The sequence below is a fragment of the Sulfuriflexus mobilis genome (genome assembly GCF_003967195.1).
GTDB classification, from domain to species: Bacteria; Pseudomonadota; Gammaproteobacteria; order AKS1; family AKS1; genus Sulfuriflexus; species Sulfuriflexus mobilis.
The window spans coordinates 1,773,841-1,787,504 of sequence record NZ_AP018725.1; the positions used below are offsets into that span (position 1 = coordinate 1,773,841).

General features: G+C 48.6%; 11 protein-coding genes and 1 tRNA gene. 2 read left to right on the plus strand and 10 right to left on the minus strand.

The genetic code is table 11. The annotated features are described in order from the left end of the window. Positions 1-44 precede the first annotated feature (44 nt). On the minus strand, positions 45-2,084 hold the full coding sequence (uvrB, locus tag EL386_RS08770; RefSeq protein ID WP_126455374.1) for an excinuclease ABC subunit UvrB: 2,040 nt from the start codon (positions 2,082-2,084) through the stop codon (positions 45-47). Between the two features lie 94 nt (positions 2,085-2,178). Here uvrB and EL386_RS08775 point away from each other — a divergent pair, with 94 nt between their 5' ends. Together EL386_RS08775 and EL386_RS08780 are read left to right on the plus strand one after the other, a co-directional pair. Next, on the plus strand, positions 2,179-3,366 hold the full coding sequence (locus EL386_RS08775) for a pyridoxal phosphate-dependent aminotransferase (RefSeq protein WP_126455376.1): 1,188 nt from the start codon (positions 2,179-2,181) through the stop codon (positions 3,364-3,366). 85 nt (positions 3,367-3,451) lie between these two features. Next, a complete protein-coding gene (locus EL386_RS08780) occupies positions 3,452-3,997 on the plus strand; it encodes a GspH/FimT family pseudopilin (protein WP_172597677.1) in 546 nt (181 codons plus the stop codon). Between the two features lie 124 nt (positions 3,998-4,121). Here EL386_RS08780 and EL386_RS08785 read toward each other — a convergent pair. From EL386_RS08785 to EL386_RS08825, 9 genes are all read right to left on the minus strand, one after another. Continuing rightward, positions 4,122-4,197 (minus strand) — tRNA-Asn (locus EL386_RS08785). 65 nt (positions 4,198-4,262) lie between these two features. After that, the gene (locus tag EL386_RS08790) at positions 4,263-6,089 is read right to left on the minus strand and encodes a polysaccharide biosynthesis protein (RefSeq protein ID WP_232020181.1); all 1,827 of its coding nucleotides are present in this window, start codon (positions 6,087-6,089) and stop codon (positions 4,263-4,265) included. A gap of 105 nt (positions 6,090-6,194) precedes the next feature. After that, positions 6,195-7,202 carry an NAD-dependent epimerase gene (locus EL386_RS08795; protein ID WP_126455380.1) on the minus strand — a complete coding sequence of 336 codons (1,008 nt, stop codon included), beginning with the start codon at positions 7,200-7,202 and terminating at the stop codon, positions 6,195-6,197. 121 nt (positions 7,203-7,323) lie between these two features. Continuing rightward, positions 7,324-8,337, minus strand: coding sequence for an MraY family glycosyltransferase (locus tag EL386_RS08800; protein ID WP_126455382.1), 1,014 nt, complete (start codon positions 8,335-8,337; stop codon positions 7,324-7,326). Positions 8,338-8,582: 245 nt separating this feature from the next. After that, entirely contained in the window at positions 8,583-9,686 is a 1,104-nt protein-coding gene (locus EL386_RS08805) for a glycosyltransferase family 4 protein (protein ID WP_126455384.1), read from the minus strand. After that, positions 9,679-10,482: an NAD-dependent epimerase/dehydratase family protein gene (locus EL386_RS08810; RefSeq protein ID WP_126455386.1), complete on the minus strand. Its 804-nt coding sequence runs from the start codon at positions 10,480-10,482 to the stop codon at positions 9,679-9,681. Before EL386_RS08810 ends, EL386_RS08805 begins: the two co-directional genes overlap by 8 nt. 453 nt (positions 10,483-10,935) lie before the next feature. After that, positions 10,936-11,829: a glycosyltransferase family 2 protein gene (locus tag EL386_RS08815; protein ID WP_126455388.1), complete on the minus strand. Its 894-nt coding sequence runs from the start codon at positions 11,827-11,829 to the stop codon at positions 10,936-10,938. Then, on the minus strand, positions 11,822-12,760 hold the full coding sequence (locus EL386_RS08820; RefSeq protein ID WP_126455390.1) for an NAD-dependent epimerase/dehydratase family protein: 939 nt from the start codon (positions 12,758-12,760) through the stop codon (positions 11,822-11,824). Before EL386_RS08820 ends, EL386_RS08815 begins: the two co-directional genes overlap by 8 nt. Continuing rightward, positions 12,757-13,635 carry an alpha-1,2-fucosyltransferase gene (locus EL386_RS08825; RefSeq protein WP_126455392.1) on the minus strand — a complete coding sequence of 293 codons (879 nt, stop codon included), beginning with the start codon at positions 13,633-13,635 and terminating at the stop codon, positions 12,757-12,759. The genes EL386_RS08820 and EL386_RS08825 overlap by 4 nt, the downstream gene beginning before the upstream one ends. Positions 13,636-13,664: the final 29 nt, after the last annotated feature.

Here is a 13,664-nt window from a genome sequence, read left to right on the forward strand (position 1 = left end):
CTAAATATTATCATAGTTTTATAAGCACTATTATACTTGCCCGGCTAACCAGCCTTTTTATTCACCGCTGTATCAATGATGCCCATACTGTTCTCCCGAATATGGGCGATTTCATCGCGCAGACGGCCGGCCTCTTCGAATTCGAGGTTTTGCGCATGTTTGTACATCTGCTGCTCCATTTCCGCGATCTTCTTCTCAACCTGTGCCGGCGGCATCGCCGCATACTCGATAATCTCTTCGGCGACCCGGGCATATTGCCGGGCATTGCCCTTCATGTTCGCATAACCGGCCTCCATGACATCATGCACGGCCTTTTGTATGCTCTTCGGGGTGATGCCATGTTCTTTGTTATAGGCCACCTGTTTCTCGCGCCGCCGCGAGGTCTCGTCCATGGCGCGCTGCATGGAACCGGTGATCCTGTCGGCATAGAGGATCGCCTTGCCGTTGAGATTACGTGCGGCGCGACCCATGGTCTGGATCAGCGAACGATCTGAGCGCAGGAAGCCCTCCTTGTCGGCATCGAGGATCGCGACCAACGAGACCTCGGGGATATCGAGGCCCTCACGCAACAGGTTGATACCGACCAGCACATCAAACTCGCCCAGACGCAGGTCGCGCAGGATCTCCATACGCTCTACCGTGTCGATATCGGAGTGCAGGTAACGCACGCGTATATCGTGCTCGGCAAGATAGTCGGTCAGGTCTTCGGCCATACGCTTGGTCAGGGTCGTCACCAGCACGCGCTCGCCCTGCTCGATACGCAGACGGGCCTCGGAGAGCAGGTCATCGACCTGCGTGGTCACGGGCCGCACTTCTACCTCCGGGTCTATCAGACCGGTGGGGCGCACCACCTGCTCAACGATCTGGCCTGAGTGTTCTTTTTCATAGAGCCCGGGTGTAGCCGAGACATAGATCGTTTGCGGCGCCAGCTTCTCGAATTCGTCAAAGCGTAGCGGCCGGTTGTCGAGTGCCGAAGGCAAACGGAAGCCGTATTCGACGAGGGTTTGCTTGCGCGAACGATCACCCTTATACATACCACCAATCTGCGGCACGCTGACATGCGACTCGTCGATGACAAGCAAGGCATCATCCGGCAGGTAATCGAAGAAGGTCGGCGGTGCCTGCCCCGGCTCCCGCCCGGACAGATAACGCGAGTAATTCTCAATACCTGAGCAGTAACCCAGTTCCTGGATCATTTCCATATCGAAATTGGTGCGTTGTTCGAGGCGCTGTGCCTCGACCAGCTTATCCACCGAGCGCAGTTGCTCGAGACGCTCTTTTAGTTCGACCTTGATCAGCTCAATCGCATCGAGCAGGGTCTGCCGGGGGGTCACGTAATGGGTCTTTGGATAGATCGTCAGACGTGGCACACGACGCAACACCTCGCCGGTCAAGGGGTCGAAGTAACTGAGCTGTTCGATCTCATCATCAAACAGCTCAACCCGGATCGCCTCACGGTCTGAATCGGCCGGGAAGATATCGATCACCTCACCGCGCACGCGGTAGGTGGTACGCCGCAACTCGACATCGTTGCGCGTGTATTGCAGTTCAGTGAGGCGGCGCAACAGGAAGCGCTGGTCAATCGGCTCGCCGCGCACCAGGTGCAGGATCATGCCAAGATAGAGCTTGGGATCACCGAGACCATAAATGGCCGAAACCGAGGCGACCACAATCGTATCCTTGCGCTCGAGGATGGCCTTGGTCGCCGACAGGCGCATTTGCTCGATGTGCTCATTGATCGAGGCATCTTTGTCGATAAAGGTGTCCGAGCTCGGCACGTAGGCCTCGGGCTGGTAATAATCGTAATAGGAGACGAAGTATTCCACGGCGTTATGCGGGAAAAACTCCTTCATTTCGCCATACAGCTGTGCGGCCAGGGTCTTGTTCGGCGCCATAATAATCGCCGGGCGCTGCAGATCCTGGATGACGTTGGCAATCGTGAAGGTCTTGCCGGAACCGGTTACCCCGAGCAGGGTCATGCCCGCCTCGCCGGCGGCCAGGCCCTCGTTGAGGCCGGCGATCGCAGCAGGTTGATCCCCGGCAGGAATGTATTCAGACTCGAGTTGGAAGGGTCGCGATGACATGGTCTTATTTCATGGTTTTTCGTGAATCAATCCAGTATATTACAGCCGTTTTGTTTTACGCGCTCGTTTATCGGGCCCTACGTGAGCATTTTAAGTGGACATTAAGCTTTCGCAACGCGTGCAACGCGTTAAACCCTCGCCCACCCTGGCCGTCACTGCGCGCGCCAAGGCCCTGCGTGATGCCGGTGAAGACATTATTGGCCTCGGCGCCGGGGAACCGGATTTTGATACCCCCGAGCACATCAAGGAAGCCGCCATAAAGGCTATCCGGGATGGTGAGACCAAATATACCGCCGTGGACGGCACCGCCGGGCTGAAACAGGCCATTATCGACAAATTCAGCCGTGACAACGGCCTCGACTATGCTCCGGAGCAGGTGCTGGTCTCGGTCGGCGGCAAGCAAAGTTTTTACAACCTCGCCCAGGCCCTGCTCGATGAGGGTGACGAGGTCATTATCGCGGCCCCCTACTGGGTCTCCTACCCGGATATGGTGCTACTCGCCGATGCCACACCCGTCATCGTCGAAGCCGGCATTGAGCAGGGCTTCAAGCTCACCCCGGCGCAGCTGGAGGCGGCGATCACGCCGAGGACCCGGCTGCTGGTGCTGAACAGCCCCTCCAACCCGACCGGTGTCGCCTACAATAAAGCCGAACTGGCGGCGTTGGCCGAGGTCCTGCTACGCCACCCGCAAGTGCTGATCGCCACGGATGATATGTACGAGCACATCCTCTGGACCGAGGAGCCATTTGCCAATATCGTCATGGCCTGTCCGGCGCTGTACGAGCGCACTATCGTCCTCAACGGCGTCTCCAAGGCCTATTCGATGACCGGCTGGCGAATCGGCTATGCCGGCGGCCCGGCCAGGCTGATTGGTGCCATGAAGAAGATCCAGTCGCAGAGCACCTCCAACCCTTGCTCCATCGCCCAGGCCGCGGCGCAGGCTGCGCTGGAAGGGCCGCAGGCCTGCATTACTGAAATGGTGACGGCCTTCAAACAACGCCATGATGTCCTCCTGGCCGCCCTGAACGCGCTGCCCGGCTTTAGCTGCCTGCCCTCTGACGGCACCTTCTATGCCTTCCCGGATGTTCGTCAGGCCATGCAGGCCCTGGGCAGTGCTGATGACATCGCCTTTGCCGAGACCCTGCTCACCGAGGCCGGTGTCGCCCTCGTTCCGGGTTCCGCCTTCGGTGCCCCCGGACATGTCCGCCTCTCCTATGCCACCAGCATGGACAACCTGACAAATGCTGTCAGCCGAATCAGCGATCGGCTTAAGGCAAATTAAGCCTTTTCCTACAGCCTCCCCTGCCATTCTGACGTAGTCTGAAACTGCCCACAGACGGGCATTTGACATGGAATGGGAGGTGGATATGGATATCCCCGCATTGCCCCGCCAGCGTGGCTTCACGCTGCTGGAGCTGATGAGCAGTATGAGTATCGCCGTCGTGCTCACGACCACGGCGATCCCGGCCCTCAATGGCCTGCTCCAGCGCAGTCGTATCACCACTGAAATCAATACCTTTGTCGCCCACCTGCACTATGCGCGCAGTGAGGCCATAAAACGTGGTCAGCGTGTGGTCATTTGCCGTAGCGCCGATGGCCTGAGCTGTGCCCGCACGGAGGGCTGGCACAGGGGCTGGATCACCTTTGCCGACAGCAATGCTAACCGTGAGCGGGATGACGGGGAGGCACTGCTCCGCGTTGAGCATGGTGAGGAAAACGGGATCATCATCACCTCGGGGCAGCGGCGGCGCGTAATCTATTGGCCCACGGGCTTCACACCCGGCACTAACGGCACCTACACCTTCTGTGACCCCGATTACCCCCAGTGGGCCAAGGCCGTGATCTTGTCGAATCCAGGGCGCCCTCGGCTCTCGGATACAAAACCAGATGGCAGCGCTCTGGATTGCGGATAAAAAACTCGTCCCCTCTCCCTCCGGGAGAAGGTTAGGTGAGGGGATATAAAGGCACGGGTTTTCGGCGAAAAACGAAAAAGGTGCTGAAAGGCACCTTTTTCGGGGGTTCAGATAGAACCAGATTTGGCTCCTCGGGACGGGCTCGAACCGCCGACCTAGTGATTAACAGTCACCCGCTCTACCAACTGAGCTACCGAGGAATTGAGGCCGGTATGTTACTGATGCACTCCGTCGTGGTCAAGCATGATAAACCCTTAATTGGGCATTATTGTTCGAGTTTTTTGACTTGATCGAAATGGATAACATTGCCTGTAGCAGACGACTCCGTCATTTCCGGAACGAGCTTTTTAATTAATTGCTCCAGTTTCGGCTCGTCAAAAGCCTCACTGGCAGCTTGCATAGCGGCAAAATCAGCTTGCAGTTGCTCCCAATCGACAATACGTGTTTTGGCCAACAGGATCTTTTCATGCGTCGTTGCCGACAGCTGTTCCTGTTCATGGAAGAGTTCTTCATAAAGCTTTTCACCGGGACGCAGGCCCGTATATTTAATCTCTATGTCCTCACCCGGCCTCTTGCCGGAAAGAATGATCATCTGCTCAGCCAGATAGGCAATTTTGACCGGCTCCCCCATATCCAGGACAAATATCTCACCACCTTCACCCTGTACAGCGGCCTGCAGGATTAACTGGCAGGCCTCGGGGATGGTCATAAAGTAACGAGTGATCTCCGGGTGCGTCACCGTCACCGGTCCGCCCTTGGCAATCTGCTCTTTAAACAGGGGCACCACACTCCCCGCGGAGCCGAGCACATTACCAAAACGTACGGTGATATAACGGGTTTTGGAGCGTTGATTCAGGTTCTGACAAAATATTTCGGCAATGCGTTTGCTCGCCCCCATATTATTGGTTGGGTTAACGGCCTTATCCGTTGAGATCATGATAAAGCTATCACAGCCATATTTATCAGCTACCAGTGCCATATTGCGTGTGCCGAGGATATTATTCCGCACTGCCTGACGTGCCTGGTGCTGCAACAAAGGCACATGTTTATAGGCGGCAGCATGAAAAATCACCTGAGGATGGTGCTCACTCATGCAGTGCTCTATCGCACTGTTATCACACACATCGCCGAGTACAGTATGTAAATCTATATCAGGATATTTCCCCGTTAGCTCACGATCTATCTGATATAAATTGAATTCACTATTATCAAAGACCACTAGCCTGGCCGGATCAAACAATAATATCTGTCTGCATAATTCTGAACCGATAGAACCGCCCGCACCCGTTACCATCACTGATTTTCCTGTAATCGAACCAGCAATAGAATCTCTGTTTAATGAAACCGGGTCACGGCCAAGAAGGTCATCAATTGACACCTCACGCAACGAACTAATTTCTGCACGGCCAGACACGAGGTCGGCCACATTCGGCAACGTTCTAAACGGTATGCCGGCATGTTCACAGTACTCGACGATTTTTCGCATTTGCGCCCCGGTCGCCGTAGCCGTTGCAATAACAACCAACTCTACAGACATTTTTTCAGCACAATCTGAGAGCTCCTGTATGCCGCCGAGGACAGGCAAGCCATGTACCTTGGAACCACGCAGCCTAGGCTCATCATCAAGAAAGGCGAGAGGAAGATACTCATTGCCACGCAACATCTCACGTGCAATTAATTCACCCGCCTGTCCAGCCCCCAAAATAATGACTCTTTTACTACCAACTGCGCTCAGGTTGCGTAGGCTTCGATCTCGCCAAACTCGATACAGTAATCGGGGGGAACCCAGCAAAAAGATTAACAGCAATGGGTAAAGGGCCAGTGAAGACCTGGGCACGCCCTCTACACGGTTTATAAGAAACAGGACAGTGACCAATAAGACGGTATTAATAACGGCCACACGAATGATATTCCACAAATCGGAAATACTGGCAAATCTCCAAACCCCGCGGTAGAGACCAAAGCCCCATGAAATAATCAGATATATAGGCAGCAAAATGAGCAGCACTTGCCAATAGGCGATGCTTTGCAGCATTTCCAGGCTAAAGTCAAAGCGCAGTAAAAAGGCCAACGTCCATGCTATTGTCGCCATTAGCATATCGTGCACTATAACGATAGCTCTACGTTGAATACTTGCTAATTGCATTTGATCCGTCTCATTATTTCAGCATTTGCCTGCTAGCCAGCACGAAACTTATTACACCTTGTAATAATCTTTATACCATTCTACAAACTTTTCAATTCCCTGCTCAATCTTTGTTGTTGGTTTATACCCAACATCGCGAACCAAATCATCAACATCAGCATAGGTTGCAGGCACATCACCATTCTGCAATGGTAGCATGTTCATTTCAGCTTTTTTTCCCAGGCAATCTTCGAGCACTTCTATATATCGCAACAACTCAACCTGGTTATTGTTACCTATATTATAAAGCCGATATGGTGCATAACTCGTCGCCGAATCCGGCGCATCTCCACTCCAGTCCAGATTAGGCTCTGGTATGCGATCCAATACACGAATGACGCCTTCAACAATATCATCAATATAAGTAAAATCACGGCGGTGCTGGCCATGATTGAATACGTCAATCGGTTTGCCCGCAAGAATATTCTTAGTAAACAGGAATAAGGCCATATCAGGGCGACCCCAGGGACCGTAGACAGTAAAAAAACGCAACCCTGTAGTTGGCAGTTTGAACAAATGACTATACGAGTGCGCCATTAATTCATTTGATTTTTTTGAGGCTGCATAAAGGCTAACCGGATGGTCTACATTATCATGCACCGAGAATGGCATATTCGTATTGGCACCGTAAACTGAACTGCTGGATGCATACACCAGATGTTCGACATTATTATGGCGACAGCCTTCAAGTATATTCACAAAACCGACTATATTTGTGTCTACATAAGAATGCGGGTTCTCAAGCGAATAACGCACGCCCGCCTGCGCGGCCAGGTTAACTACCCTATCTGGCTTATGTTCCATAAAAACTTTCGCCACGGCATCGCGATCTTCAATCCCAATTCGAACATCATGATAATTTTCATGACCAAGTGTCCGTTCGAGTCGGGCACGTTTCAGGTTGACATCATAATAATCACTAAGGTTATCAACCCCAATCACCTCATCACCACGCGCCAATAATCTGAGCGCGAGTGTAGAACCAATAAAACCCGCGGCACCTGTAATCAAAACTTTCATCAAATAATCTTCTTTATATAGTTATGTGGAATAAAAATCGCTAGTGTGACGATAGGTATAATCACGAACATGCTTGCCTTAATTGACTTTTCGACATGCATATTGCATTCAATCTCAGCCATTATCTGTCATCAGCAAAAGGACGCCCTGCGCCAAGCATTAAAGCCGCCAGTACTAGCGGCGCAAAGGCGACCATCGTAATTATCATTGCTGATTCTGGCCACTTGTATGCTATATACGTCAATGGTAACAACCAGCAACAATTTACAATATTGACCGTCAGGGTAACCCGTAAATGCCCCCATTTTCTTGCTGCCTGTTGGTAGGCGTGACTACAATGTGCTTCATACCAGCGTTCTCCACGTAGAAACCTGGATATCAGCGTAACAGTAGCATCTACAAGAAATACCCCGAACAACAAGAGCCATGGCCAGACTATACTTGTCTCAATCACCAGGGCAAATACCAGGGCGCCCAGTACGATCCCCAGGAAACCGCTACCCGCATCGCCCATGAATATCCTCGCTGGCGGCCAGTTAAATACGAGGAAGCCTGATGTTGCCATGGCAAGAACAAATGCCAGCAGTGCAATGCCCTGATGACCACCTATGTAGGCAAAGTATCCGATTGCCCCTGAAATAAAAATTGTTTCACTAGCGGCAATCCCATCAATGCCATCCATGAAATTATACAGATTTAACAGCCACACAAGAGAAACCGAGGCAAGGAAAAACATTAGCCAGTCTGATGCCTGATCGAAAACAAATACACTACTGGTTGGAACAGAGTTCAGCCAATATATTACCCAAAAAGCACTGAAAAAATGTACAACCAGACGCCATTTCGCAGAAAGATCACGATGATCATCCCAAAAGCCGATACCGGCCACGAGCACAGAGACTCCGGTCATGGCAATAGTTGTATTCAATTCAACTAATCCGGAAATTCTTAATATGGCAAGACCAAGCAGGAATGTAATAACAATAGCAGCCCCACCGCCTCTAGGGGTGGCGACTGCATGGGAACTACGCACATTTGGGACATCAATAACCTGCCTGGAGATAGCGTAGCGTCTGAAGAAAATCGTCAGAACTACTGAAACGAGGAAGCTGGACAATAATAGTACAATCGTCACTGTATATTCACATTGCAAAAGTCATTTTCTGTTTCTTCAGATTCACAATCCGCACTGCACAAATATCGGTTTGCCACGTTTAATAAATTCAATTTGTCTACCACGACTTCTTTATTCTCGTACCCTTTGCATAATATTATGCAGGGAAAATTTAATTATCCAGAGGTAATACTTTATGGGAGAGTCACAACATTAGAGCACTTATGCAGTCAGAAAACATCAAAAGCCAATTTTAGAATGCCACACTAAGTCAGTCCAGTCACACTATATGCCTCAAGCAAATGTTCACGAAAATTTGACTCCCTGAATTTTTCAGCAAATGTTACTGCGTTTTTTGAAAACGTTGCCATAACTGATGGATTTTCATAGAAAAACTTAATTTTACCAAAAAAATCATAAGCATTATCGTTTTCGCAAATAAATCCCGTTTCTTTATCAACCAGGGAATCCCTGACACCATATATATCTGAAACCAAAACAGGCAGGCCAGAGGCCTGGGCCTCAAGAAGCACCAGTCCGAAACCTTCCCTATGCGATGGAAAAATGAATATATCGCCTTTGGAAAGAACATCAAGTGGCCGAACAAATTCAGCAATCAACTGAACATTATCAAGCATGGCCAGTTTTTCTTGAAACAAAGAATAGTTTTTGAAGTATTTCTCAACTGGCCCCGCAATAACAAAATTTACATCAGGCAGTTCAGATGATTGCCGAACCAATTCAGCAATCTCCAAAATAGTAAACACGCCTTTTTCTTCAGCTATTCGGCCGACATAAACTATGTTGAGCCCTCGGTTAGACACAGCTCTTTCATGCGAGTTTATTGTAAAATATTCTTCCTTTATACCATTAATTGAGCCACCATTAGGCACAACAAAGCACGATCTGGGCTTTCGCAACCCCTTTGCCAAGAACTCTGCCTGGCTCATCCCATCACAAAAAAGGAAGTCACTAAACCGGGAAATAAAGTAGTCCACCCAGTACGAAGCAGACAGAAACTTATTTTTACTCACAGCCCACACTTGCCCAGTAAACCAATGCAGGTGTTTTTTATTAAACTGCAGATAACTCACAATCGAACAGATCAAACCGACTTTGGGTCCAGCTGTTATTATCAGATTGCTTTTTCTGAAAAGAAAGAAAAGATACATTAACAACAACTCAAGGGGTAGACTAAGAATTGACCTCCTGCCATAAACAAATTTAAAAAAAATATGTTCGTCAAGCTTAATTATTTCAATGCGCGAATTCTCAGAAAGCACATCAATGTGATTAGAAAAGTAATTATCGATTGCATAGGACAATCCCACAAAAACAATATTATTAGTATATGACTTCGAGTCAGCCATACCTAATACCCCGCAACAACATTCGGAGCTTTATCTCAATTTTTGCCGGCAAAAACACTGAGAGTGTGCGAAAGAAAAACATCGGCATACGCGGGATACGCAAAAACCAGCCGTCACCTACCTCACCTAGCAACAAATATTCCAATGAGACATGATTCGATAAAATAACATCCAGACTTCCATTTGACTTACATACATCCAGAATACCTTCAATCAATTCGTCACGATCTATATAACTTAGTTCACCGGGAAATGAAATCCGTTTCAGAAAAAAACCATAGTCATTTATTACTTTTAAATAACGCTCTAATGAGGATCTGCCATTTCTAGAATAGAAAGATGCAGGGTAAATCCCTCTTATAGAGGCACCTTCGCTCTCTCTTAAATAGGCAACGTATGTGTCAAAGTCATTCTTAGACTTACCGTACAAATCGATTGGGCTTCTTGGTGAATCCAATCCAATATGATCATCCACAACTCCAGAAAAGACTGCCAGACTACTCAAATACACAAAGTCCAATCCATTTGCAACCGATACATCTAACAATCTTTTAGGAAAGTCAAAGTTTAATGTGTTCATTATCAGTTCGTTACGACTTTCCCCCGAAATGAACAGCAATGCATCATAACTCTCACCTTGTACCATCCTATTTTCAACACTAGAAACAATATCATCCAGAAGGTTCGTATCCAAAGGTGCGGTCACCTCATAGACGGTGAGTACATTCTCAGCGGAAAAAAACGATATCAACTGTTTAGAAAAAGACCCTGCATTACAAATAAGTAATATATTCATATAAAAACTGGCGCCCTATATCTCCACATCACCTTCCACACTTTCGCAAACAGAAATAGCACTACTAAAACATATGACTCAAATATTCTTTGACATACTTTCGCCAAAATAGCCGCTTGATCAAGCCACCGCCACTCATTGCCGAGGTCCTTAAGCACAGTGACAAACAATATCTCTATCTTCAATAAATACGAGCAAATCACTGGCATAACAATATTATTTACCATTCTGAAAGACCATAGCCCTATTCGCCAACTGATTATTCCCACATGAAAAAATATGGATGGTCGTCCCCCTCCGTCTTAATATGAGCAAACCAGCTTGTTGCCAGTAAACCCGGCAGCTCCCATTGCTGAAACTGCATAGTGCTCTCAAGTTAAATATAGTCTTTGATTTGATTATTTTCAAAAATCTGAAAATAAGGTCGATTTCCATCCCATAAAATGATCGTATTCAGGACAGTCGTTTTCTAATTTCTGTCCATTCTATCTGTGCTGATACAGGGATACCTGTAAATTGACGCGAGGGAATATGGAGCATCTGTTTGCATAGCCGCCAGCAATCAGACAGCACTCTTGCGAGCAAGACCAAGGTTGCAAAGATAATGTAATGCCACTGACCATCACGTCTAAAAGACCGAAATTGAATGCCAAAAACGGCCAGCCGGGCCTTAATCTGATTTCTCATAACAATATTCTTCCGCACGCGATAAGCAAATAGTATTTCTGGTAGTATGCAGAACTGACTGGCTTTGTAGCTACGCAACAGTAAGTCCATATCCTCTGAATAATATGGTCCGGGAATAGTATAACGATACTTGCAGAACCACGAAGTTTTTCCCATCCATGTGGGGTGCGGTAAATAAAACCCGCGCCAAGGTCTTGCACATATCTCCTCATGGGTGGCTGCGTAAGGAAATACTCCGACCGGCTCGTCTTCGTCGGAAATAGAAATTGCGCGCACGGCAACCAGATCAAGCCTGGAATCATTATGAAGTACGCGCAATTGATGCTCAAACCGCTCTGGGTATGATACGTCATCCTGATCCATACGGGCAAAATATTGGCCGCTTGCCAAATCAATCGCCTCATTGAGCCTGGCCGCCAGTCCTTTATTTTCTCCATCACGTATAATTTGAATTCGAGAATCATCGATGTCCGCAATACTCCGCAACGCGTTATCCGTTGATCCATCGTCAATAATCAGAAACTCCCAATCCGTGAAAGTTTGTTTCACAATCGAGAGTACGGCCAGCCGTAAATACTTGCCCGCGTTATACACCGGCATGGCCACCGTTAGCAAAGGTGGCTTATTGCTCTTTGCCTGAGCCTGTAATATTTCAGTCACGGTAAGTCCTTAACCAATCCAGAGTACGACGTAACCCTTCATTAAAATCGATGGCTGGTTTCCAGTTCGTGTGCTCCTGTAATTTCGTTGAATCCAAGACATTGGCTTTTACATCAAAAGCGCGCTCAGGAAGATATTCTATAGCAGGCTCACAGCCTATCTCACGCATCAAGGGGGTCATCGCTTCGATTACATCTGTATTGGAAAGCCCGACCCCAGATCCAAGATTGTAGGTTTCAGATAGATGCCCCTTTTCCAGGGCACAGATAATACCTGCCGCAAGATCGCTGGCATAAATGTAGTCACGAACCGTACCTGTCTGACCAAATATCTTGATGGGTTGCCTACGCATCGCTGAGGCCATTGCGGTAGAAATGAAGCCTTGACCAACAAATGGACGCTGCCCTGCACCGTACGCATTCGCCGGGCGGATGCAGATATATTTCAACCCGTGTGTCACCCCATATAGATGCGCATAATTCTCTAACGTCAGTTTAGTAACGCCATAAGGAGAAATAGGCCTGGTCGGGTGATCCTCACAAATTGGTAATGTTATCGCCTCGCCATATACCGTCCCGCCGGAAGACACCAGCACCAGCTTCCCTCCTCTATCGGCCATTTCAGAAAACAACTGCACTGTGGCTGGCAAGTTTTGTAGCAAGTCCGCCAAAGGATTTTCAAAGGAGGTATTCGGTACGGTGGCATAGGCCAAATGAATTACTTCCTGATGGTGATCAAGCAAATCGCAGATCAATTCATGCTGAGAAAAATCACCTTTAATGTAGACAGCACCTTTCGGCAACTCATCTCCGGGTACTGATCTCCTACCAAGCACAGTGACACGCCGCCCTGTGGCTATGAGTTCAGGCACCAAATGCGAACCTATGTAGCCAGCCCCACCAATAACCAAAGTATTTTGCTCAAAGCTCACAACGACACCCAGCCTGGCGGGAACAGGTCCTTAATATTGTTTTTATTGGCGAACCACTTTTTCGGTGCAAGCACAATTTTTTTTGGGTCGGAATTCAGCCAAGCTCCCCACCAACTGAATGAACTGTTGGCAATAATATGATGTTGACACAAACTCATCAGATGCATGTCGTTGAAACTTTCAGCACCATGATTGTGATCTACATACTGACAGGGGAAGTCCAACTTTAGATTAGCTTTTACCCAGGCAATATCATCCGAAAATATAAAAAAAAATGGCTCTTCAACCCGTTCAGAAACGAACTTAATAGCCGCCTGGTAATAATCAAGTGAACATAAACCATGCGTGGCACTGGTTTTAGGGTTGTTGACATAATCGCCACGCCGCATGTGCAGACTTATCGCATTCACTTGGTCAATTTGTGCAGCGGTTTCAGCATTCCGGTTCACTAGCGGAGACTTGAAGCTAAAATCAGCACGAATATCTGCAGTAGCAGCCCGGAAATACCGCTCGGACTGCCAATAACCAAGCAGATAACAATCTCGAGGAACATTTTTTATTTCAGGCCAATAGTGGAAGTGCGGCTCAACGATAAAACCTTTGCGGCGAAATGCTGCCATGCCAGGTCGCGCTACAATTCTCCTGATGCCAGCGGAAAACTGCCAACCAAGAATGCCGCGAACATCCTCTTCGGTAGCGATTCCTATCGGACAATCGAAAACCCTCTGCAGCTCAAAGCCCTGGTGTAAACCGTAACCAGCGAACCCGGTAACGTCCAGCAGCAACGGCTGCCCTCGCACCAGTGATAATGCACGTCCCGCCGCATATTGAAACATCTGGTTGCCGAGGCCGCCAATAATCTGCGATATTATCATCTGTAACAGTCTTGAAATATCTGATTAAT